The sequence below is a fragment of the Paraburkholderia mimosarum LMG 23256 = NBRC 106338 genome (assembly GCF_000739815.1).
Lineage (GTDB): Bacteria > Pseudomonadota > Gammaproteobacteria > Burkholderiales > Burkholderiaceae > Paraburkholderia > Paraburkholderia mimosarum.
Genome location: NZ_BBJJ01000018.1, coordinates 66,792 through 88,204 on the forward strand (window position 1 = coordinate 66,792; position 21,413 = coordinate 88,204).

Genomic DNA, 21,413 nt, shown 5'->3' on the forward strand with positions numbered 1-21,413 from the left:
GGCGCACTGCATCGTTGCGCGCCGGCACGAAAGCACCGCAAGCCCTTCTTCCCCCTGCGCCGCCAGCAAAGTCCCTTCGACAATGGAGAGCGCTCGTTCGACCTGTCAGTTTGGCCTGCGAGCGCGCGCCGGCCTCGATCAGTGCACGCCCCCCGCCCGTCGCCTCGACGGCCAGCCATATTCCGCCGCTTGCCATGCAAGCAGCCCCGGCAAATAGAACAGCAGATCGCGTATGCGCCGCGCCCCCGCGAGCGCGAGACACGTGGGCGCATCGAACCCCAGCAGACCGCCTATCACGACGAAGGCGCCTTCCTGCACGCCAAGGCCGGCCGGAACCAGAAACGCAATGCTGCTCACCATCTGGATCAGCGCTTCGATCACGAACGCCTCCATGAACGTTGCATCCGTGCCGAGCACGCGCAACGCGATCCAGATTTCGAACGCGTACCCGAGGCATTGCAGCGTTTGCCAGATGAACAGATAGCGCACGACCACGCCGGTCTGCCGCCAGATCAGCTTGAGAGAGAGATCGACACGCGCGGACTTGCCCACGAGATCGACGACCTTGCCGCTCGTGATGTGGTTGAGCGTGCGCGCAGCCCGTTCGAATGGCCGCGCGTGCTGCACGAGCGAGAAGAGAACCAGCAGCGGAGTGAAGGCCGCGATGCCCCAGGCTAGCCGCCCCACGAACCGCGCGGTATCGGAAGAGGAGTGTTCGAGCAGATACCCGGCCGCCACCAACGCAAAGAGCACCTGGCTGATCAGCGTGAGCTGCATGTCCGCAACGAGGCTCGCCACGGCCGGAGCCGGCCGCACACCGGCGCGCCCAAGCAGGCGAAACGAAACGATTTCCCCGCCGATGCGCGCGACCGGCAGCAAGCCGTTGATCGATTCGCGAATCCACACGAGCTTGAGCATCGTTGCGAACGAAGGGCGCTGCGCAGCGCGGACGAGCGTGCGCCAGTCCCAGGCGTTGGCGCACATCGGCAGGATGTGCACGACGGCCGCGAGGACGAGGCCTGCGCCCGCGCCCCGCAACAGTTGCAACACCGCCGCGGGATGCTCGCGCCATACGAGCCACACCGCGATCGCAAGACCGCACAGTGCGGCAATACGTCCGATATGCTTCATCTGCGGGCGCTCTCTGATGGATGCTCCCGTCTCATTCTCTCTCCCATCTGCCTTGACGCTCAGGTCTCGCGAACGGGCGAAAGCATGCCGTTCCTGTCGACGCGAAAGCGTGTCCCGCGCCAGACGACGCCCGACGAGCAAAAGCTCGCAAAATAGATTGCGAACTGAACCAGTTCGCAAAGCGGTAAGAATAACAGTCCACTGGTCTTGTCGCCGGTCGCGCGGTCGGTTTGGCAGACGAGCCACGCGCGCGCCAACAGGGCGACGCCGGCCAGCACCCACGCCGGCCACGCGCCGCCAGACAATGCGACAGCGAGCAGGGCAAGCGCGAACGGATGCATCAGCACGGCGCCGAGATGCCCTGAGCGGTCCGCCGCGCGAACGGTGCGGCTCCAGCGCAGTTCGTGCGCGAAGAGCCTGGTGAACGTATTTTCCAGACAGGCGTGCCGCACGAGGATGGGCGGAATGGAAACCTGGGCGCCTGCGCGGCGAACGGCCTCGCCAATCGCGTGGTCCTCGGCGAGGTGATGGGCGAATTGTGCGAGCCCGCCAATACGTTCGAGCATTTCGCGCGTCATGGCAATGGACTGGCCGAAGCATGGCCGTGCACGCCCGATTGCGAGCCCTGTGACGACGCCGGGCAGGAAATGATAGTTGGTCAACGCAGCCGCAACGCGAGGCCAGAATCCCGGCGCACACAGGCCGCGATAAACGGCGGTCACGAGGCCGACGCCCGGCTGCTGCAACGCCCCGACCACATGGCGTAGATAGTCCCGATCGACAACCACGTCGCTATCGGCGAAGCACAGCACATCATGCTCGGCCTTTTCGAGCATGTTCACGAGATTCGCGATTTTGCGGTTCGGCCCGTAGAGGCGCGCATCGGCGACCACGGTGATGTGCGCATCGGGGTAGCGCACGCGCAGCCGCTCGACGGCGCGCAGCGCTTCGTCGCCCGCGTCGTGAACGCCGAACAGATACTGGATGGATCCTGGATAGTCCTGCTCGAAAAAGCTGGCGAGGTGCTGCTCGAGATCCCATTCGTCTCCATGCAGCGGCTTGGCAAGCGTGATTGCCGGGAAATGCTCCGGCACGGCGACCTGGCGTGCGAAGAACCGGCCGACCAGCACGCTGGCCGTACACGTATAGACGACGCCGAGCGCTGCGCAAAGGCCGCATAACACGGCGAGCGACATGAAAAACCGATGCGCGAATCCCGGCAGTTCCGTGTGAACGACTTCGAACAAGGCAGTCATGACGGCAAGCGCAGTCACGGCCACCGCAATGATGGCGCCCGTTCGTCCCCTGGCGTGCGCGCGGTCCATCATGCTTCGCGCGCGCGCAAGAAACGGGAGAACGCTACGCCTTCGCGCAGACGCCGCTTCGTCATGTCCAAGCCCGTGCGCGTCTCGCACACGATCTCCCGGTTCCTCGAAGGCCGGAGAGGGAACCGCCGGTAGAACTGCTGCAGAAACAGCGTTTTCATATTCCTTGATTGCCCGCGCAGTGTGGTAAACCCGGGTTGCGCGCTGGCGCGCATTACGCAATGCATTCAATTTCCATTCCGGCCCGCACGTTTGTTAGCGAACTGAAGGCAAGAGCATAACCCAGGTGGCTTCGAGATATTAAATCGAAATGCTGATGGAGCGCTGATTTGCGGCCCACCGAGCCAGCCCGAACATGCGAACCCTTGATTTTGACCGGCTGACATGACAGTTCATTGTGTGCCGCCGAAGTTCGCGAAAATCGGCCACACGCCGCCGCCCGGCACCCGGCACCCGCGAAACCCGGCTCGCAACGCCGCTCCATTCCCCTGGACGAATCGACCGCTGCCCTGCACGGAGTTGATGCGTCTCCAGCCATATCGGACAAGAATTCGCTGATCGCCGACATTGCAAAAAAACACTTCCTAATCGGGTTAGGATGCTCGAAACAGCCGGACTGCGGTTCCCCGCCGCGAAGGCGCGAGCGGCGTGGCGCAGACAAGCTGCCCGGCGAGTCACGACGAATGCCGGGGATTCCCATGCGGCCGGGCACCGTCATCGTGCGTTGCCCCGTCAACCGTGAGCCACCCAAGCCGTCATTGTCCATGCGCATCCTATTCGTCATCGGCAACCTGGGCGACTATCACGTCCCTCGCTACGAGGCCCTCGTCAGCGCGGCCTCCACTCGCGGCCACGAAGTGGCGCTTCTGGAGGTCTTCTCGCGCTCCGGCGTCTACGGTTTTCCGCAGGAGCGCCGCGCCGCGTTCTTCGCGAACCGGCCGAGAATGGCAGAAACGCTGGTCGAGGACGGCGCCGACAGCGACGGCCTCGGCGCACGCGGCGCCGCGCGCCTCATAGCGAAGGTGCGCCGCTTCATGCCCGACGTGGTCATCACGCTTGGCTACAACACCGGCTATTCGGCGGTGCTGTGCTTCCTCAGGCATCTCACGCGGCGCTTCAAGCTCATCTACATGTCGGATTCGAAGGCCGACGACGGGCTGCGCCAGCGCGCCAAGGAGCGGCTCAAGCGCCTGATCGTGAGCCGCTTCGACGGCGCGCTGGTAGCAGGCGAAAAACACCGCCGCTATGCGCAATCGCTTGGCATCCCGAAGGAACGCTCGCGCATCGGCTTCGACGTGATCGACGTCGATTATTTCTCGCATCTCGCGCGCGCGGCGTGCGACAACCCGGAAGCCGTGCGGGCGCGCTTCGGGCTGCCGCAGCGCTACCTGCTTTGCGTGAGCCGCTTCGTGGCGCGCAAGAATGTCGACGTGCTGATCGAGGCCTATCGCCAGTCTGGCGTGGCCGAGCAGAATATCGGGCTCGTGCTGGTCGGACAGGGTCCGCTCGAAGCGCAATTGCGCGAACACATCGCCGCGCTCGGGCTCACGCCGCATGTGACGATACTCAACTCGCTCGCCAACCAGGAGATGCCCAATCTCTATGCGCTTGCGGAATTCATCGTGCTGGCGAGCGAATTCGATCAATGGGGGCTGTGCGTGAACGAGGCGTTTGCCGCCGGATGCCCCGCCATCGTCACGCGCACGTGCGGGGTAGCCGGCGAAGTGGTGATAGACGGCGTGAACGGTTTCGTCGTCGAGCCACGCGACGTGACGGCGCTCGCCCAGCGCATCGGCAAACTAGGTGGCGAGCCCGCGTTGCGCGAGCGCTTCGCGGCGGGTGCGCAAAGCGCGATCCGGCGCTGGACGCCCCTGCTCTTCGCAGCGAGCGCACTGGAACTTGCGGAGGTCACGACGCGTAACGCACGAGACCCCGCGCAGCACGAGCTCGTCTAGTTCGCAATACGGGGCGCGACTCACAGGTTCGGCGCGAAGTCCCGTGCAGGCGCCAGCTTGCGCTTGAGCGTGCGCATCAGCAAATAGCTCGTGCCGTGGCGCTCGACGCCGAGGCGCTGCGTGAGCATCGCGCCAAAACCGTTGAGGAAGCTGAATGTCGACGGGTTCGAAAAGCCGTCGAAGTCGAATGTGAGCTTGCGCGCGAGCGCGCGGCCAATGCCTGTCCATAGCAGCAGGCTGACCGAGCCGCTGTGCGAGTCCTGCGACCGCGACGAAAGCAGGTAATACATTGCCTGATGGTCCCACACCAGACCGACCGCCGCGACGAGCTTCCCGCCCTGCCCATAAGCACCGAGCAGCGTGCCGGCCTTGCGCTCGACGAACGCATGGATGAGATCGCGCATGACCTCTTCCCCATAGGCGTTGCTACGTGAGCGCGCCGCGAGATTCGCCTCATAGAACGCGATGAACTCCTCGGGCGCGAGGTCGGACACGACCGTCAATGCGCGCGAGGCGCTGCGGATCACGTTGCGCGTCTTGCTGTTCAGCTGCTTCCAGACTTCGTCAGCCGTGGTCTGGGCGCCGATGCGAAACGTGTAGCGCGCCGACACCGTATAGCCATGCAGCGCGAACGCAAGGGCGTCGTGGATACGGGGGTCGAGCACCTGGAAAAAGCTGTCGCAGTCGGGCAACTGCTCGATCAGCCGCCCGGTGACGTCGAGGCGGTGATGCAACTGGCGCGCCGCGCTGCCCGTCACCGGCTTGATCACCGGCCCGAGCGTGCGCGTGAGCGGCGGCAAATGCGAGACACGCCACAGCCCCATGCGCTGCATCGCGTACGGCATCTCGCCGATGACCTCGCCGTTGCGCTTCACTACGGCAAGCTTCCAGTTGTCCTGCGTGGCGATATCGAGCCACCAACGCTCATGGAAGATCGAAGGCGCCGCTCGAACGGGCACCGGCGAAACAGCGGCTGCCGGCGCCTCCAGATCGGGCAACGTCCGGTCGTTTATGGTCGTCATCGATCACCGGTCTGTTCTGACTGCAAGCGCCGCGGGGTTCCGCGTGCGCTTCACCTCCCACCCCTACGCCCACGCTCCTCAACGACTTCTTGAAGATATGGCAACAGCGCGTCTTCAATATGACAGTTCACGCGACGAATATCGTTTTGGGCCCGGTTCATGCACAGCGATGCCGGATGGCGCCTCCAGCGCCCCTTCGTTTCCGGGCTCACCAGCCAGCTGTCTCTGGCACATCCACTCCAGTCTACGGATTGCACCCTGCCCGTTTACGCCAAAACCAAGACGCTTACGGGTAGGTTATGCCCCTGGTCGATTTCTGTCCGATCATACTTTCCGGTTCGGCTTCGCAGCATCGCTGCGACTGCGCTATTTACCTGCGTAGCGCACCCTGACGAGAACGATTTACGGTCCGCCCAATATCATCAGGAATCCGATGGAATACCATTTTCACGCCAATGGTTGCGTCGTCATCGCGCGCGTGAGCCCGTGCATGGGGCGGCGTACCGCCACATCGAACGGATTCGTCTGCGGCCCGATGATCCCGGCCTGCCGCTTGAGCAGTTCGACGACCGTAGGCAGCCGGTCTTCGGTCAGACGCGCAGCTAGCGTGCCCACACTGAGCGCGCCCACGGCGCACCCGTTGCGGTCGAGAATCGGCACCGCCACACCCGCCATGCCTTCCAGCACGCCGCTATTGCGGCCCGCGTAGCCGAGCTGGCGCACGCGCTCGATCTCCGTGCGCAGATACAAGCGAGCCCCACGGCCTTGGCGAGCGGGGTCACGCGGCTGCCATCGGCCCGGGCCTCGCCCAGCGCACGGATTACCGCGAATTCGAGGCTGGTGGGCGTGGCGCGTCCTGTATCATCCCCGGGTTGTCGAACCGCCCGCTCGCCCATGCGCACTGCCCTCGATTCTTCCTCCCGCCTTTGCACGCTTCCCCGGGCTTCGCGCGCCCGCCTCCTCGCGCTCGTGTTCGCCGCCGCGTGCGTGCTGCCGGGGTGCGCAACGGGCCCCACGTCGCAAACGGGCCACGCACAAGCCGCAAACGCGCTCCCGCCCGATACGGTCACGCTGTTCCCCATCGAGCACTACGACCAGAACGTCGATCACTGGATCGATCCGGCCAGCGCCACTTACGACAAGCCCTTTCTTTCCCCGGAAGTCCAGCGCGCGCAATTCGATGCGCTCTTCGCGCGCTATTTCGGTGCGGGCCCGAACGATCCCTCGCCGTGGAATCGTGCGTTCGTCGAGCAGCGCGTGTATCGCGCCGGTGGCAGCGACATCGCCGCGCTGCAAATGCGCCGTCTCGCCTGGTTCGACAACGCGGGCAAGGCGCCGCCCCGCATCGGCTATGGCATGAATTTCCGGCCGCACACGAAGGCGTGGATCGACGCCATCGAGCGCAACGCCAATGTCAGCCAGTTCGGGCGGGCCAGCGGCTTCGACGCCGGGCGACGCGCGATCGCCACGACGGCGCTGTATGTGCGCGAGCTGCCCACCATCGATCCATCGTTCTACTCGCACCGCATCGCGGGCGAGGGCTATCCTTTCGACAATCTCCAGGTGAGCGCGCTGCGGCCGGGCACGCCGCTCTATGTGCTCGGCACGAGCGCGGACGGCGCCTGGCGCTACGTGCAGACGCCGGACGTGCAAGGCTGGGTGCGCAGCGACGGCGTGGCGAGCGTGGACGATGCATTCGTCACCGCGTGGCGCGCAGCCGCGCGGCAGTCGCTCGGTGTCGTGGTGGTGGCCTCCGCTGCACTGCGCGACGGCGGCGGCGTGTTCCGCTTCGATGCACCCGCGGGCACGCTGCTGCCGCTGCGTCCCGCATCCGGCGCGGCACCGGGCGCGGTGCTCGTGCCGGCGCGCGACATCGACGGCCGCGCGGCGATCCGCACCGCTCGACTCGATTCGAACGAGATCGTGCCCGCACCGCTCGCGGCCACGCCGCGCCATCTCGCGCAGCTCATGAAGGCACTGATCGGACGCCCGTACGGCTGGGGCAATACGAACTTCGACAATGACTGCTCGGCCGAGCTGCAAAGCATTTTCGCGGCGTTCGGCGTGTGGCTGCCGCGCCATTCGTCCACGCAGATGAGTGCCGGTGCGATGACCGACCTTTCGGCGTCCACGCCCGCGCAGCGGCTCGACTGGCTCGTGCAACATGGCGCGCCCATGCGCACACTGGTGTATATCGGCGGCCACGTGATGCTGTATCTCGGCAACGCGGAGCGCGACGGCAAGACAGTGCCGCTCGTGTACCAGGACGTGTGGGGCCTGCGTCCCGCCGACAACAGCCGCCGCGCCGTGATTGGCGGCTCGGTCGTCCTGCCGCTGCTGCTCACGTACCCGGAAGACCAAAGCCTCGAATCGCTCGCGGGAACCCCGACTTTCCAGGTCAGCATTCTGGGCACGCCGGCCGGAAATGCGCCTTCGCAGGATGAGGAAAACCCGGCGGGTTGAGTCGAACGCCCGCCGAAAAACCGTGCACTGGATACATCAATTGAATCCTGGAATGTGATCGTTTCTCCCAGGATGACAGATTCCGCACGGTCGTACAAAAATAGACTCCATCGAACGTAGCATCCTGTCAACGTTGCACACCCCTCGTCAGTGGAGAAGCGATCGGTGAACGCGCATTCAATCCGGCTCATGCCTTCCAGCAAGCCCACGATGATCACGCGCTCGTCCACGCAGCTTCTGCGCATGCGCGCGAGCCCCTGCGGCCGCGCTACCCTGTAGTACCCCGAGCACTCTGATTCGTGCGGTTCCGCGAGGAACCGCAGCCTCGCTTCGCCCATTTTCTGGCTGTTTTTTCCGGCTCCTGCCGGTTTTTGCATCAAGCATTGCCTGCGCTTTGCCCGTGCGTCCGAAACACCTGTCACCATCACCTCAATCTACTTATAACAGTAAGGATGACGAAATGTTACAACGCGACAACATCGGTATGAAATGGCTGGTCCGCTGCCTCGTGGCGGCCGGTACGATGGGGACAGCAGGCGTCGCAAACGCGCAGAGTAGCGTCACCCTGTACGGTATCGTCGACGGATCGATCCTCTATACGAGCCGCACGATGAACATGCAGACGGGCCAGAACGCCGGTCATCAGTTCTCCTTCACGGACAGCGGCATGACGGGCTCGAACTTCGGCCTGCGCGGCACGGAGGATCTGGGCGGCGGCCTGCACGCCGTTTTCGCGCTCGAAAGCGGCATCAGCGTCGCAAACGGCAAGTTCAACAACTCCAACGGCAACTTCTTCGGCCGCCAGGCCTGGATCGGCATGGAAAGCCCGTACGGCACCGTCAAGGCCGGTTTGCAGTACTCCCCATTCTTCCTCTCGCTCTACCATACCGACCCGCGCGGCATGTCGCAATTCGGCAGCGGCCTCGTGAGCTATGTGAATAACGTGTTCGTGACCGGCCTCTTCAATAGCAATTCGCTAACGTACACGTCGCCCGAAATTGCGGGCGTCCAGGCGATGGGCATGTTCGCGATGGGCGGCGCGGCCGGCAATTTCCAGGCGGGACGCCAATATTCGGCGAGCCTGCGCTACCACATTGCGGGCTTGACGCTCACAGGCGCACTCTACAGCGGCAACGCCGGCGGCAGCGCGGCATCGACGCCGGTTCCGGGCACCGTGGAATTCGTCGGGCGCACGCTCGGCGCGAGCTATCGCTTCCCGAACTCGCTCACGATCTCCGCTTCGTATGCGCTCTACAAGGTCGCGCAATCGTTCGACAACAGCGTCTATTCGGGTGGCCTCAGCTACATGCTCACGCCCTACCTCAACGTCGATGCGGGAGTCTGGTACACCCATGACGGCAACGACGGCGGCAATCACTCGCTCATGGCGTCGAGCGGTTTGCAGTACTATCTTTCCAAGCGCACGACGCTCTATGGCCAGCTCGGCTACGTGTACAACCACGGGCGCATGGATACCGGATTGTCGATCAACAACGCCCTGTTTGGCGTCACCGGCTCGACGGTGGGCGCGAGCATCGGAATGCGGCATCTGTTCTGATGCGCGATGTGCCAGGTCGCGCACGGGTCGGCGTGGCACGCCTTCCCGGCCGCACCGCTACGCGCGGTCTCGCCACGCACATACGTCGCCTCTCGACAATTTGCGCCGTGATCGGCGTCACCGACGTTCGGCTCGCACATCAGATGCGTCCCGCGCTGACCACCGTCGCGATCCAGACCGAGGCCGTGGCCGCGCTGTCGATCCGCAGCCTGATCTGGCTGATCGACCACCCGGACCGGCAGCCGCCTATGGTGTTCGGGCCGCAGCCCGAACTCGTCGTCCGGATGTCCAGGGGCCACGCAGGCGGCGCCCGCGCGCCAAGGCGTAGGCAGCGCACGCAGCATCTACGCCTGGCCCGGTCGCAAGGCCGGCCGCCGTGCACGCAGCGCGGCCAGACCGGTGCACAAGCCGTGGTTGTTCGCTTCTGACCACCGCGCGCACGCTCGACAGGCGCGGGCGCAGCGCGGACAATGAACCCCCTTCAAGGCGCGTCATGAGCAGCCCCGATCGACGGGACTGCCCTGCGCGCGCCGTACCGCTCACAGGTCAGGTATGCACGACACAAACCTTGGCAATCGACACTTCGACACGCTCATTGTCGGCGCTGGGTCCATGGGCATGGCGGCCGGCTATTACCTGAGCCGCCTCGGCAACAAGGTGCTGATGCTCGACGCCGGCGACCCGCCTCACGACCAGGGGGCGCACCACGGCGGCACACGCCTCATCCGCCACGCCTATGGCGAAGGCGCGGCATACGTGCCGCTTGCGCTGCGGGCGCAGCGGCTCTGGGAAGACCTGGAGCAGCAAACGCAGCGAAACCCGCAGACCGCCCTCTTCATGCGCACGGGCGTCGTCAATATCGGCTCGCCAGATGACCCGTTCCTGCGCGAGGTGCAGTCGAGCGCGGCACGGCACGGCATCCCGCTGGAAACGCTCGGCGCATCTGAAGCCAGCAAGCGCTGGCCCGCATGGCGGCTGAGGGCCGACCAGATCGCGAACTTCGAACCCGGCGCGGGTGTGCTGTATTGCGAGCGGGCCGTCGCCGCTTACCGCCAGCTCGCGACCGCGCTCGGCGCAACCCTCTGCACGAATACGCGCGTCGTGCGCATCGACTGCCATGGCCGCGAGAGCGTCACCGTCTGGACACAGAAGAACGAAAAGTTCACCGCCCGCGACCTGGTCGTGTGCGCCGGCAAGTCGACGCGTTCTCTGCTTGCGCCGCTCGGTCTCGACGTGCCCGTCACACGCGTGCGCAAGACGTTCGCGTGGTTCGAGGCCGCACCTGGCCTCTTTGCGCCTGAGCGCTTTCCGGGCTTTTTCGTCGCCTCCGAAGTCGGTGGCTATTACGGGTTTCCCGACCTGGACGGCAGCGGCCTGAAGCTGGGCCGCCATGACATGGGCGAGCCCGTTTCCGTGGACGCGCCGCTCGCGCCATTTGGCGCCGAACCCGGCGATCTCGGCGATCTGCAAGCCTTCCTGCAGCGCTATTTGCCGGGCGCGGGCAAGCTGCGCGTGGGCCGCGCGTGCGAATACGACATGACGCCCGACACGCATTTCATCATCGACCGCATGCCCGCCTGTCCGAATGTCCACCTCGCAACCGGCTTTTCGGGGCATGGCTTCAAGTTCGCCAGCGCGATCGGCGAGGCGCTGGCCGAGCGGATCACGCAAGGCGAGAGCCGCATCGACCTTGCCATGTTCGCGCGTAACCGTTTCGCATAACGAAGCATGCTGTTTCGCCGGAATCGTCACGACCCGCGCCGTGAGGCGCCGCGCGCACAGGCAGCAAGCGTCGCACCCCGATCGCTCAGGAACGCAAACGGATAAGTCCGGAATATTCTATGCGCGTGCCGCGCACGCCTGCGCCCGCCCCAGCAGCACCTCGCGGTCGCGCGCGTTTTGCGTGAGCGAGGCCGCGCGTTCGAATTCCGCGCGCGCCTCGGCATGCCGCGCGAGCTTTTCCAGCAGATCGCCACGCGCGGCCGGCAGCCACGGATAGTCGCGCAGCGCGGCTTCCTCGCACAGTGCATCGACGAGTTCGAGCGCCGCGTGCGGCCCTTGCGCCATGCCCACCGCCACGGCGCGATTCAGGCGCACGACTGGCGAGGCGTCGAGCGCGAGCAGCGCATCGTAGATCGCGACGATCTGCGCCCAGTCCGTCGCCGCCACGCTCGGCGCGCGTGCATGGCACGCCGCGAGCGCGGCCTGCAGCGCGTAGGGGCCCGGCGCGCCCGCGCACGCCGCGCCGCGCGACAGCGCCGCAACGCCGCGGCGGATCAGCAGCGCGTCCCAGCGGCTGCGGTCCTGGTCGGCGAGCAGCACGGCGTGCCCTGCGGCATTCACGCGTGCGGGCAAGCGCGAAGCCTGCAGCTCCATCAATGCGACGAGGCCATGTGCCTCGCCTTCGGCCGGAACGAGCTCCGCCAGCATGCGGCCTAGCCTCAGCGCTTCTTCGCAAAGCGCTGGCCGCGTCCAGTCCTGGCCCGCTGTGGCCGTATAGCCTTCGTTGAAGATCAGATAGATGACTTCGAACACAGAAGCAAGACGCGGCTTCAGGTCAGCAAGCCGCGGCACTTCGAACGGCACGTTTGCCCCCGCGAGCGTGCGCTTCGCCCGCACGATGCGCTGCGCAACGGTCGCCTCCGGCACGAGGAACGCGCGCGCGATCTCGGCAGTGGTGAGGCCGCCGAGCAGACGCAGCGTGAGCGCGACGCGCCCCTCCTTCGGCAGCACGGGATGGCACGCGACGAACACGAGCCGCAACAGATCGTCGCCGATCTCGTCCTCGCGCGCCGTATCGAGCGCCTCCACGAAGTCGGGCGCGAAGTGCGCTTCCAGCGCTTCGAGATCCGCGCCCATTGCCTCGTGCGCGCGCGCATGCGAGGCCGCGCGCCGTAGCCGGTCGAGCGCACGATGTTTGGCGGCGGTCATGAGCCACGCTCCGGGGTTCTCGGGAATGCCGCCGTCCGGCCAACTCTCCAGCGCGGCGACGAACGCGTCCTGCGCGATCTCTTCCGCTACGCCCACGTCGCGCACGATGCGTGCGGCGTGTGCGATCACCCTCGCCGATTCGATGCGCCACACGGCCTCGACCGCGCGGCGCGTCGCAGCGAAGGCGTCGCGTTCGTCGGCCGGATGCGTCACGAGCCGTGCGCGCCTTTCTCGACGGCCGCCGGCGACATGTACATCAACTCCCAGATATGGCCGTCGAGATCCTCGAAACTGCGGCCGTACATGTCGGTGCCGCATTCCATCGGCGGACGCTTCGAGGTGCCGCCCACCGCCAGCGCCTTTTCCACGAGGCCATCGACTTCTTCGCGCGACTCACACGAGAGGCAGGTCAGCACCTCGGTGCATTCGCGGGCGTCCACGAGCGCCTTGTCGGTGAAATTGCGCATGAAGTCGGGGGTGAGCAGCATGGCGTACATGTTCTCTCCGAGCACCATGCAGGCTGCCTGGTCGTTGGTGAACTTCGGATCGAAACTGAAGCCCACCTGGCCGAAGAAGTCCATCGAGCGCTTGAGGTCGCGCACGCCCAGATTGACGAAGATGTGCTTGTGCATGATCGTGTCTCCGCAATGATCCATTGAAGTCAATTCGTTGAATGAAAAACGCTCAGGATGCCTTACGTTGTGCTTGCAGCTCACGGAAACGCTCGACGCCCGCGCATTCCGGCAATTCTTCGAGTTCGAAGAGCTGGCGCACTTCGATCTCGCATTCATCGTGCTTGCCGAACGGCGCCGGGAAGCGGCGCGCCCACTCGATCGCTTCGTCGCGCGAACGCACCTGGATCAGCGTATAGCCGGCGATCAGCTCCTTCGTTTCGGCGAACGGGCCGTCGACGATCGTCGGCTTGCCGTTCGTGTAGTGCACGCGAAAGCCGCGCGAACTGGGCTGCAGCCCCGACGCGTCGAGCAGCACGCCCGCCTTCGCCAGCTCGTCGTGATAGCGGGCCATTTCGGCGAATATTTCCATGTCGGCGGGCGGCTCGCCCGCTTCGCTCAACGCGTTGGCACGGACCATGATCATGAATCGCATGTCTTCTCCTGAGTGTGGCGTTCGGAATCGTGGAAGCAAGCGGCACCGGAAGGTGCGCTCATGAACACGACGCGCGGGGCGCACGGAAATCGACAGCGGGCAGCGAAATAATTTGCTTGCCTGGGGAAACTACCTGGACAGACGGCGCCTCAACGAAAACACGGACCGGTTTCGCGCACCTCGACACTCGCCCATTCGGCCGCCGGGCAGCGCCGCGCGATGGCGAGCGCCTCGTCGCGCGTCGCGCAATCGAGCAGGAAGAAGCCGCCGATCATCTCCTTGGCCTCGGCGAACGGGCCATCGACGATGTTCGTGCGGCCCTCGCGCACCTGTACGCGCGCAGCGTTGGTGTCGGCGGTGAGCGCGTGGGCGTCGATCAGCTTGCCTTCGGCGGCGAGCGCCTCGGAGAACGCGACCATGCGCGCATAGAGCGCCTCGCCCTCGGACCGCGCGCGCGTATCGCGCTGGCCGCGCGGCTCGGCGATGAGCAGCATGAATGGCATGAAGCCCTCCTTTGCGTCGTCCTGCGATCCCGAAAGGCAAGAGTCTAGTGCAGAACACCGGTTGCGCGTCGCAGGCTGGCACAACGCGCGCTCAGGCGCTCATGCGTAACGCGCGAGAAAAAGATCGGCGGACGATTCGGCGATCTGCCGCTGTTGCGCTTCGCCGAGCGGCGGCTGGCCCATGGCGACCTGCGGCCAGAAGGCGAACGCCTTCACGACGCCGTGCAACTGCTGCGCGGCAAATGCTGGATCGGGCGTCTTCAGGCGCCCTTCGGCAGCGGCGCTGCGCACCCAGACCGTAAGGTCCTCCTCGCGCTCGCCGATGCGGGCCACCATGTCGCGCGCGCGTTCCGGGGAGTGGATGCCGGCCGCGATGGCCACGCGCGCGAGCTTGAAAAACGCTTCGTCGCTCAGAAGCCGCAGCTTGCGCATCAGCAGTTCGACGAGTTGCGGGCGCAGCGGCTCGCCGGCGCGGTAGGCCGGCGCGTCGGCGGTCGCGCTGGCGTCCCAGAGCTGACACAGGATCGACGCGAACAGCGCCTCCTTGCTCGGGAAATGGTTATAGACCGTGCGCTTCGAAACGCTCGCGCGCGCGGCAATGCGGTCCATGCTGGTGGCGTCGAAGCCCGAGGCGAGAAACTCGTCGATGGCCGCCGCGACGATAGCGGCGCGCTTGCGCTCGGTCAGGCGCAGTGGGGTGGGTGAAATGGCGCTGGAATCCATTTCCAAATTTTACACCGCGCAGTTTACTTTTCGCCAGAATAAACTACACTGTGCAGTCTACTTCCCGTCCCCACAGGCAGCCGCTCCATGACCTCGTCTTTCGCCTCTTTGAGCCGTATCCTCGGCCTGAGCGCCGCACAGCGCGGGCGCGAGCTTTCGCGCACCTCGCCGCAACACGACGGCGAGCGCTTTCGCAACGTGCGTCCACGCCCGGCAGAGGGACTCGGCAAGACGCTGAAGATCATGTGGAACATGATCTTCCACAAGCCCGGCGGCACCATGCCCGGGGGGACGCTCCCCGTTCAACCGCTCACGCGCGAGCAGCTCGAGGCCGCGCCCGACCGCAGCGTCTACCGCCTCGGCCATTCCACGCTGATCTTCAAGCTGCGCGGCCACTTCTGGCTGACCGACCCGGTGTTCGCGGAGCGCGCCTCGCCGTTTCGGCGTCTCGGGCCGAAGCGCTTTCACGCGCCGCCCATCGCGCTCGACGATCTGCCGCCTTTGCGCGGCGTGATCCTCTCGCACGACCACTACGATCATCTCGACCGCGAAACCGTGCTCGCGCTCGCCGCGACGACGGGCGTTTTCCTCACGCCGCTCGGCGTGGGCGACCGGCTGATCGAATGGGGCATCGACGGCGCGAAGGTGCGCCAGTTCGACTGGTGGCAAGGCGCGATGGTGGAGGGCATCGAGTTCACGGCCACGCCGGCGCAGCACTTCTCGGGACGCAGCCTGTTCGACGGCAACAGCACGCTGTGGGCCTCCTGGGTGATCGCCGACGCCGACCTGCGCGTGTTTTTCAGCGGCGACACGGGCTATTTCGACGGCTTTCGCACGATCGGCGAGCGGCTGGGCCCGTTCGACGCGACCTTCATCGAAACCGGCGCGTACGACCCGCAATGGCCCTACGTCCACATGCAGCCCGAGGAAACGGTGCAGGCGCATGTCGATTTGCGCGGCGAGTGGCTGGTGCCGATTCATAACGGCACGTTCGATCTCGCGATGCATCACTGGCAGGACCCGTTCGAACGCGTGACCGGGCTCGCGCTCGCGCGCGGCGTGGTGCTTTCCACGCCGCGCATGGGCGAGCGGCTCGATCTCGCCGAGCCGCATCGCGGCGAGCGCTGGTGGCGGGAAGTAGCCGAAAGCGCAGAACCCCCGCGCACGGCGCGACGGTGGCTCCCGTGCCGGGATGCTGGGGAGGCGCAGTTGTAACGGTCTACGGTCGGGCTTTGCCAGCAATCGCGGGTGGAGTCCCGTAAGGCGAAAGCGGCGCGTCAGGCCCGGCGAGATGGGCGATAAGTGCGTGCCTCATCGCACTGCCGGCCGCCGATGGGCGCCCGGATTCCCGGTACGTAGGCGCCCTTAGCGCATTCGCATTGCGTGTCGCGGCGGCCGGTTCGGACTCTCTACCGCGGAGAGCCGGCAAGCCTCCCTCGTGGCAGCTCAAATGAGCTACAATTTAAGCTCATTTGATTTACGATGGAGGCCCGCCATGCAACTCGTTTCCCCGGAGAAGGTTGCTGCGGTCATGGGGCTCAGTCCGGTACCCCATTCGATTGCCGAGCTCGAGGCGCAGGTCGCAGAAGGCCTCCCAAAATCCGCCTTGCGTAACGGCGTCGAACAGATCGCCGTGACTGCGGAGGCAAGGCGCGCACTTCAGGCACGTATCGTTCCCGAGGCAACCTACAAGCGCCGGCGCGACCGGCTGACGCCTGATGAATCTGAGAAGACGGAGCGTCTCGCACGGGTCTACGCGAGCGCGGCCTACGTCTGGGACGATCCGGCGGATGCACGCACCTTCCTTGCCACACCCCACCCCCTGCTGGAGGGGCGCGTGCCCCTCGAGGTTGCCCTGACGGAACTGGGTGCCCGCCGCGTGGAAGAGCTCCTGTGGAAGCTCTTCTACGGGCTGCCGGCCTGATGAGGATTTTCCGCATCGCCGACAGGCGGCATCCGCTATGGAACGGCACCGGCGCCATGCTCATCGGCGGCCGCTTCAACAGCCCGGGCCGTCCTGTAATCTATGGCGCGCTGACGTTCGCGGGCGCCATGCTCGAGGTACTGGTGCACGCACGGATCGGCAAAGTGCCAAAGACACACGTCTGGGTCGAGGCGCAGGTTCCTGATGATCTTCCCGTCGAGAGGCACACGCCGGGCACACTGCCTGTGGGATGGGACGGGCCTTCCCTTGAAATCGCACGTGAGTTCGGCAACCGCTGGCTGGAGGAATGCCGCTCCGCCATCCTGGTCGTGCCATCGGTAGTCGCGCGTGCCGAGTCCAACGCCTTGGTGAATCCCGCTCATCCGGACGCTATGCGGATCGTCGTATCCGAAGCGCAGCGAGTCATCTGGGATGAACGCCTGTTCGTCCTGCCTGCGATAGATGGCCAGGAGAAGTCGGAACATCACTGAAAACGAAGTAGGCGTAGGATGCTGATCGCCTCGACAGGCAGACGTCGCTTTGCTGCTTCGTCCTGGGCTCGCGTGTCGGGTGCGCCAGCCGCTCGACGGTTGGCGGCAGCGGCATACGCTGTCTTCAATGACTCCGTTGAACTCACCTACGCGCGCGCCGGCGCGTCCTCTGCCAAGTTCCAGCTTTTTACGCTCGCAAAAGTCTCCTAAGCTTTGCATTAGGGCCGCTACACCTCATCTAGCCCCATTACCCTTAACGGGATTTCCCCAGGCTGACAGCCCCCGATTTCTGGCATTAAATAAATCAACTTGATTTATTTAGTCGGCCACGCAGTTCGCGAAAGCGCCGACCGGAGGAGACACGTGAGAAGTCCGCATGTCGGTCAGGGCAGCAATTCCGCCAACGTCCGCCGCTTCAACGAACGCCTGCTGCTGCAGGCGCTGCGTCGCGCGGGCGAGGCGTCGAAGGCCGACCTCGCGCGTCTTGCGAACCTCACGAGCACCGCCGTGGGCAGCATCATCACGTCGCTCACCGCCAATGGCCTGATAGAGGTCAGCGGCCGCCGCGACGGCCAGCGCGGCCAGCCCGCGTCGCTCTTGCGCCTTTCGCCGCGCGGCGCGTTCGCCATTGGCGTGCGGCTCGACCGGACCAACATCGAAACCGTGCTGGTCGACTTCGCCGGCCAGATGATCGAGCGCCGCTCGCGCGACATGCTCTTGCCGCAGCCGTCGCAAGCGCAGGAAATCGTGCAGCGCGACATCGCCGAGCTATTAGGCGTCCTCACGAGCGAAGAGCGCAGCCGCCTCGCCGGCATCGGCGTCGCGCAGCCGTACAACCTCGGCAGCTGGCTGCGCGAACTGGGCCTGCCCGCGGATACGTTCCGCGTGTGGAACGACGTCGATTTCGCGGGCGAGCTTGCGCGCGCCACGGCCCTGCCCGTCTTCAGCGAAAACGACGGCAACGCGGCCGCGATCGCCGAGATCTTCTATGGCTGCGGGCGCCAGCGCGACGACTTCCTCTACCTCTTTCTCGGCCCGGCAATTGGCGGCGGCATCGCCATCGACGGCGACTGCGTACGCGGCCTGACCGGCAACGCGGGCGATTTCGCGGTGATGCCCGTGCTGCCGAGTCGCCTGGCCTCCGCGCACCAGCCGAAGGGTCAGTGGGACATCCTGCTCTCGCGCGCCTCGCTCATCGCGCTGCGCCGACACCTGCAATATTGCGGCGAGACGATCGACAGCCGTGCGGACCTCGAATCATGCATTGCGCGCGGCCACCCGGCCGTGCAGGAATGGCTCGACGACTGCATCGACGCGCTCGCGCCGGCGCTGCGCGCGGCGTTCTGCGTGCTCGACGTCCCCACCGTCGTGCTAGACGCCGACGTGGACGCGGGACTCATCGACACGCTCATGCAACGCCTGCGCCTTGCGGTGGCGGCCACCGCGCCCGAGGCGCGCGGCACGCCCGCGCTCGTGCGCGGCACCTTCGGCCCCGACGCGGGCGCGCTCGGCGCGGCCACGCTCCCCATGTTCTTCAACTTTTCGCCGCGCGCGGGCATCCTCATGGGTGCCGGCGCGCAAACTTACGCACAAGCGCAGGAGGAGAGCCATGTCGCCCTCTGAGTCCACGCCCCCGCTGCTGGAAATGCGGGGCATCTCCAAGACCTTTCCCGGTGTACGCGCGCTCGACAACGTCCGTCTCACCGTCTATCCCGGCGAGGTCCACTCGCTCATGGGCGAGAACGGCGCCGGCAAATCCACGTTGATGAAGATTCTCTCGGGCGCCTACCAGGCCGACCCCGGCGGCGAGATTCTCATCGAGGGCAAGCCGGTCGTGATCGACGGTCCGCACGCAGCGCGCGAGCTGGGCATCGCCGTGATCTATCAGGAACTGAGCCTCGCGCCCAATCTCTCGGTGGCCGAGAACGTTCATGCGGGCCGCGAGCTGCGCAAAGGCGGCCGCCGCTTCGGCACGGTCGACCGCCGCGCCATGGAGCGCGGCTGCGAAGACGTGCTCACGCGACTCGGCGCAAGCTTCGGTCCGGCCACGCTGGTCGGCTCGCTCTCCATCGCGGAACGCCAGCTCGTGGAGATCGCACGCGCCGTGCATAGCGACGCCCGCATCATCGTGATGGACGAGCCCACCACGCCGCTCTCCTCGCGCGAAACGGAGCGCCTTTTCAAACTGATCAACCAGCTGCGCGACGAAGGCCTCGCGATCATCTACATCAGCCACCGCATGGCGGAAGTGTATGAACTCTCCGACCGCGTTTCCGTGCTGCGCGACGGGGGCTACGTGGGCACGCTCATGCGCGCGGAACTCAACGCGGAAAGCCTCGTGAGCATGATGGTGGGCCGCGATATTTCGGGCTTCTACAAAAAGGCGCACGCGCCCTACGACCCGGGCAAGGCCGTGCTGACCGTGCGCGACGTGGCCGACGACAAGCGCGTGCGCGGTTGCAGCCTCGATCTGCACGCGGGCGAGGTGCTCGGCATTGCGGGGCTCGTGGGCGCGGGCCGCACCGAACTCGCGCGTCTGATTTTCGGCGCGGAGCCGCGCGTGCGGGGCGAGATCGCCATCGACGGCAAGAAGCTCGACGTGCACACGCCGCGCGACGCGATCAACGCGGGCCTCGTCTATCTGACCGAAGACCGCAAGCATCAGGGCCTCTTTCTCGACATGAGCGTGCGCGACAACATCAACGTGGCCGTGGCAGGGCGCGACGCGCGCATGGGCGTGCTCGACCTCGCGCGCGGCGGCGAGCGCGCGAAGGAAGCCATCCGCTCGCTCTCCATCCGCGTGCCGAACTCGCGCGTGAACGTGGGCGCGCTGTCGGGCGGCAACCAGCAGAAGGTGCTGCTTTCGCGCCTGCTGGAAACGAAGCCGCGCGTGCTGATCCTCGACGAGCCCACGCGCGGCGTCGATATCGGCGCGAAGTCGGAGATCTATCGCATCATCAACGACCTGGCCAAGACCGGCGTGGGCATCATCGTCATTTCGAGCGAGCTGCCCGAGATCATCGGCGTGGCCGACCGCGTGCTCGTCATGCGCGAAGGCATATTCGCCGGCGAACTGGGCGGCTATACAGGCAAGCCGATTTCCCAGGAAGCGATCATCGAACTCGCCACCGGCTCGCAGCACCCGCTCGACGAAGCCGCCTGACCCCTACCGCATACGCTGAATACGTCCCTCAGGAGTACGACATGAAGAGCATCCTTCCCCGGCATGGCGTCGCGGCCTCGCCCGCGCAACCGGCGCGCAGCGTCGCGGTCGATGGCCACCGCCAACGCATGAAATCCCTCGTCCGCACCGCTGGCATGCTCCCTGTGCTGGTGCTGCTGTGCATCGGCTTCGGCCTGCTCAACGACGGCTTCTTCACGCTGGAAAATCTGTCGATCGTCACGCAACAGGCTTCGATCAATATCGTGCTCGCCGCCGGCATGACTTTCGTTATTCTCACGGGCGGCATCGACCTCTCGGTGGGTTCGGTGCTGGCCGCCGCGGCCATGGCCGCGATGCTCGGCTCGAACATCGCGGGCTGGGGCTGGCTCGGCGTGCCCGCGGCGCTCGCGGTGGGGCTCGGCTTTGGCCTCATCAACGGCGCGCTCATCGCGCTCCTGCGACTGCCGCCGTTCATCGTCACGCTCGGCTCGCTCACCGCGGTGCGCGGCGTCGCGCGTCTCATGGGTCACGACACGACGATCTTCAACCCGCAACTGCCGTTCGCGTTCATCGGCAACGGCACGGTGCTCGGCGTGCCCTGGCTCGTCATCATCGCGATCGTGGTGGTGGCCGCCTCGTGGTTCGTACTGCGCCGCACGGTGCTGGGCTTGCGCATCTATTCGGTGGGCGGCAATCCGGAAGCGGCGCGCCTCTCGGGCATCAAGGTGTGGGGCATCGAGATGTTCGTCTATGCCGTTTCGGGTCTGCTCGCCGGTCTCGGCGCCGTGATGTCGGCCGCCCGCCTCTACGCGGCCAACGGCCTGCAGCTGGGCCAGTCGTATGAGCTCGACGCCATCGCCGCGGTCATCCTGGGCGGCACGAGCTTCGTGGGCGGCGTGGGCTCGATCGTCGGCACGCTGATCGGCGCGCTGATCATCGCGGTCCTGACCAATGGCCTCGTGCTGCTCGGCGTCTCGGACATCTGGCAGTACATCATCAAGGGCCTCGTGATCGTCGGCGCCGTGGCGCTCGACCGCTACCGCCAGCGCGGCTCGGCCCGCACGTAAGCGACACTACGTATAGAAATAGCGCGGGCGCAGGCGGTCCTCCTGCACCC

General features: G+C 65.9%; 19 protein-coding genes and 2 pseudogenes. 11 read left to right on the forward strand and 10 right to left on the reverse strand.

Going from position 1 to position 21,413, the window contains the following annotated elements; translation table 11 throughout:
- Window positions 1–138 precede the first annotated feature (138 nt).
- The 3 genes and pseudogenes from BMI01S_RS15545 to BMI01S_RS43000 all read right to left on the reverse strand — a co-directional run.
- Window positions 139–1,131 carry a lysylphosphatidylglycerol synthase domain-containing protein gene (locus BMI01S_RS15545; RefSeq protein WP_028212735.1) on the reverse strand — a complete coding sequence of 331 codons (993 nt, stop codon included), beginning with the start codon at window positions 1,129–1,131 and terminating at the stop codon, window positions 139–141.
- A 59-nt stretch (window positions 1,132–1,190) separates the two neighbouring features.
- On the reverse strand, window positions 1,191–2,456 hold the full coding sequence (gene hpnI / locus BMI01S_RS15550; protein WP_407669017.1) for a bacteriohopanetetrol glucosamine biosynthesis glycosyltransferase HpnI: 1,266 nt from the start codon (window positions 2,454–2,456) through the stop codon (window positions 1,191–1,193).
- Window positions 2,456–2,602, reverse strand: a pseudogene (locus tag BMI01S_RS43000) (hopanoid biosynthesis associated radical SAM protein HpnJ); the annotation flags it as partial. The pseudogene BMI01S_RS43000 and the gene hpnI, both read right to left, overlap by 1 nt.
- A 618-nt stretch (window positions 2,603–3,220) precedes the next feature.
- On the opposite strand from BMI01S_RS43000, the gene BMI01S_RS15555 reads away from it, so the two are divergent.
- The gene (locus tag BMI01S_RS15555) at window positions 3,221–4,411 is read left to right on the forward strand and encodes a glycosyltransferase family 4 protein (RefSeq protein ID WP_036019435.1); all 1,191 of its coding nucleotides are present in this window, start codon (window positions 3,221–3,223) and stop codon (window positions 4,409–4,411) included.
- A 20-nt stretch (window positions 4,412–4,431) separates the two neighbouring features.
- On the opposite strand, the gene BMI01S_RS15560 is transcribed toward BMI01S_RS15555, so the two are convergent.
- Window positions 4,432–5,433, reverse strand: a complete 1,002-nt coding sequence (locus BMI01S_RS15560) for a GNAT family N-acetyltransferase (RefSeq protein ID WP_028212737.1) — start codon at window positions 5,431–5,433, stop codon at window positions 4,432–4,434.
- Between the two features lie 447 nt (window positions 5,434–5,880).
- Window positions 5,881–6,183: pseudogene (locus tag BMI01S_RS15565) on the reverse strand (IclR family transcriptional regulator domain-containing protein); the annotation flags it as partial.
- A 144-nt stretch (window positions 6,184–6,327) separates the two neighbouring features.
- On the opposite strand from BMI01S_RS15565, the gene BMI01S_RS15570 reads away from it, so the two are divergent.
- The 4 genes from BMI01S_RS15570 (at window position 6,328) to solA (ending at window position 11,176) form a co-directional block, all read left to right on the forward strand.
- The gene (locus tag BMI01S_RS15570; RefSeq protein ID WP_081716054.1) at window positions 6,328–7,896 is read left to right on the forward strand and encodes an SH3 domain-containing C40 family peptidase; all 1,569 of its coding nucleotides are present in this window, start codon (window positions 6,328–6,330) and stop codon (window positions 7,894–7,896) included.
- Window positions 7,897–8,356: 460 nt separating this feature from the next.
- Complete coding sequence (locus BMI01S_RS15575) at window positions 8,357–9,454, forward strand: porin (protein WP_407669013.1); 1,098 nt, start codon at window positions 8,357–8,359, stop codon at window positions 9,452–9,454.
- 32 nt (window positions 9,455–9,486) lie between these two features.
- Window positions 9,487–9,882: a substrate-binding domain-containing protein gene (locus BMI01S_RS15580; protein ID WP_244145353.1), complete on the forward strand. Its 396-nt coding sequence runs from the start codon at window positions 9,487–9,489 to the stop codon at window positions 9,880–9,882.
- 124 nt (window positions 9,883–10,006) lie between these two features.
- Window positions 10,007–11,176, forward strand: coding sequence for an N-methyl-L-tryptophan oxidase (gene solA, locus BMI01S_RS15585; RefSeq protein WP_028231004.1), 1,170 nt, complete (start codon window positions 10,007–10,009; stop codon window positions 11,174–11,176).
- Window positions 11,177–11,293: 117 nt separating this feature from the next.
- Here solA and BMI01S_RS15590 read toward each other — a convergent pair whose 3' ends face one another.
- The 5 genes from BMI01S_RS15590 to BMI01S_RS15610 form a co-directional block, all read right to left on the reverse strand.
- A complete protein-coding gene (locus tag BMI01S_RS15590; protein WP_407669018.1) occupies window positions 11,294–12,652 on the reverse strand; it encodes an RNA polymerase sigma factor in 1,359 nt (452 codons plus the stop codon).
- Entirely contained in the window at window positions 12,595–13,017 is a 423-nt protein-coding gene (locus BMI01S_RS15595; RefSeq protein WP_028212749.1) for a VOC family protein, read from the reverse strand. The genes BMI01S_RS15590 and BMI01S_RS15595 overlap by 58 nt, the downstream gene beginning before the upstream one ends.
- Before the next feature lie 52 nt (window positions 13,018–13,069).
- Complete coding sequence (locus BMI01S_RS15600; protein ID WP_028212750.1) at window positions 13,070–13,492, reverse strand: YciI family protein; 423 nt, start codon at window positions 13,490–13,492, stop codon at window positions 13,070–13,072.
- 149 nt (window positions 13,493–13,641) lie between these two features.
- Entirely contained in the window at window positions 13,642–13,995 is a 354-nt protein-coding gene (locus BMI01S_RS15605; RefSeq protein WP_028212751.1) for a YciI family protein, read from the reverse strand.
- Between the two features lie 99 nt (window positions 13,996–14,094).
- On the reverse strand, window positions 14,095–14,718 hold the full coding sequence (locus BMI01S_RS15610) for a TetR/AcrR family transcriptional regulator (protein ID WP_028212752.1): 624 nt from the start codon (window positions 14,716–14,718) through the stop codon (window positions 14,095–14,097).
- Window positions 14,719–14,805: 87 nt separating this feature from the next.
- Here BMI01S_RS15610 and BMI01S_RS15615 point away from each other — a divergent pair, with 87 nt between their 5' ends.
- The 6 genes from BMI01S_RS15615 to BMI01S_RS15640 all read left to right on the forward strand — a co-directional run bounded on the left by BMI01S_RS15615 (window position 14,806) and on the right by BMI01S_RS15640 (window position 21,363).
- Window positions 14,806–15,933: an MBL fold metallo-hydrolase gene (locus BMI01S_RS15615; protein ID WP_028212753.1), complete on the forward strand. Its 1,128-nt coding sequence runs from the start codon at window positions 14,806–14,808 to the stop codon at window positions 15,931–15,933.
- A gap of 280 nt (window positions 15,934–16,213) precedes the next feature.
- A complete protein-coding gene (locus tag BMI01S_RS15620; RefSeq protein WP_028212754.1) occupies window positions 16,214–16,642 on the forward strand; it encodes an antitoxin Xre/MbcA/ParS toxin-binding domain-containing protein in 429 nt (142 codons plus the stop codon).
- Entirely contained in the window at window positions 16,642–17,133 is a 492-nt protein-coding gene (locus BMI01S_RS15625) for an RES family NAD+ phosphorylase (protein ID WP_028212755.1), read from the forward strand. Before BMI01S_RS15620 ends, BMI01S_RS15625 begins: the two co-directional genes overlap by 1 nt.
- 363 nt (window positions 17,134–17,496) lie before the next feature.
- Window positions 17,497–18,756 (forward strand): ROK family transcriptional regulator, encoded by a 1,260-nt coding sequence (locus BMI01S_RS15630; protein ID WP_028212756.1) that lies wholly within the window; start codon window positions 17,497–17,499, stop codon window positions 18,754–18,756.
- The gene (locus BMI01S_RS15635; protein ID WP_028212757.1) at window positions 18,743–20,296 is read left to right on the forward strand and encodes a sugar ABC transporter ATP-binding protein; all 1,554 of its coding nucleotides are present in this window, start codon (window positions 18,743–18,745) and stop codon (window positions 20,294–20,296) included. The genes BMI01S_RS15630 and BMI01S_RS15635 overlap by 14 nt, the downstream gene beginning before the upstream one ends.
- A gap of 41 nt (window positions 20,297–20,337) precedes the next feature.
- Window positions 20,338–21,363 (forward strand): ABC transporter permease subunit, encoded by a 1,026-nt coding sequence (locus BMI01S_RS15640; RefSeq protein ID WP_028212758.1) that lies wholly within the window; start codon window positions 20,338–20,340, stop codon window positions 21,361–21,363.
- The last annotated feature ends 50 nt before the right edge of the window (window positions 21,364–21,413 follow it).

Excerpts from the sequence above, each read along its gene's own strand:
- BMI01S_RS15555 (WP_036019435.1), top strand. The coding sequence starts at position 3,221 with ATGCGCATCCTATTCGTCATCGGCAACCTGGGCGACTATCACGTCCCT.
- solA (WP_028231004.1), top strand. The coding sequence starts at position 10,007 with ATGCACGACACAAACCTTGGCAATCGACACTTCGACACGCTCATTGTC.
- BMI01S_RS15545 (WP_028212735.1), bottom strand. The coding sequence starts at position 1,131 with ATGAAGCATATCGGACGTATTGCCGCACTGTGCGGTCTTGCGATCGCG.
- BMI01S_RS15560 (WP_028212737.1), bottom strand. The coding sequence starts at position 5,433 with ATGACGACCATAAACGACCGGACGTTGCCCGATCTGGAGGCGCCGGCA.
- BMI01S_RS15625 (WP_028212755.1), top strand. The coding sequence starts at position 16,642 with ATGAGGATTTTCCGCATCGCCGACAGGCGGCATCCGCTATGGAACGGC.
- hpnI (WP_407669017.1), bottom strand. The coding sequence starts at position 2,456 with ATGGACCGCGCGCACGCCAGGGGACGAACGGGCGCCATCATTGCGGTG.
- BMI01S_RS15605 (WP_028212751.1), bottom strand. The coding sequence starts at position 13,995 with ATGCCATTCATGCTGCTCATCGCCGAGCCGCGCGGCCAGCGCGATACG.
- BMI01S_RS15600 (WP_028212750.1), bottom strand. The coding sequence starts at position 13,492 with ATGCGATTCATGATCATGGTCCGTGCCAACGCGTTGAGCGAAGCGGGC.
- BMI01S_RS15635 (WP_028212757.1), top strand. The coding sequence starts at position 18,743 with ATGTCGCCCTCTGAGTCCACGCCCCCGCTGCTGGAAATGCGGGGCATC.
- BMI01S_RS15615 (WP_028212753.1), top strand. The coding sequence starts at position 14,806 with ATGACCTCGTCTTTCGCCTCTTTGAGCCGTATCCTCGGCCTGAGCGCC.
- BMI01S_RS15575 (WP_407669013.1), top strand. The coding sequence starts at position 8,357 with ATGTTACAACGCGACAACATCGGTATGAAATGGCTGGTCCGCTGCCTC.
- BMI01S_RS15570 (WP_081716054.1), top strand. The coding sequence starts at position 6,328 with ATGCGCACTGCCCTCGATTCTTCCTCCCGCCTTTGCACGCTTCCCCGG.
- BMI01S_RS15620 (WP_028212754.1), top strand. The coding sequence starts at position 16,214 with ATGCAACTCGTTTCCCCGGAGAAGGTTGCTGCGGTCATGGGGCTCAGT.
- BMI01S_RS15595 (WP_028212749.1), bottom strand. The coding sequence starts at position 13,017 with ATGCACAAGCACATCTTCGTCAATCTGGGCGTGCGCGACCTCAAGCGC.
- BMI01S_RS15610 (WP_028212752.1), bottom strand. The coding sequence starts at position 14,718 with ATGGATTCCAGCGCCATTTCACCCACCCCACTGCGCCTGACCGAGCGC.
- BMI01S_RS15640 (WP_028212758.1), top strand. The coding sequence starts at position 20,338 with ATGAAGAGCATCCTTCCCCGGCATGGCGTCGCGGCCTCGCCCGCGCAA.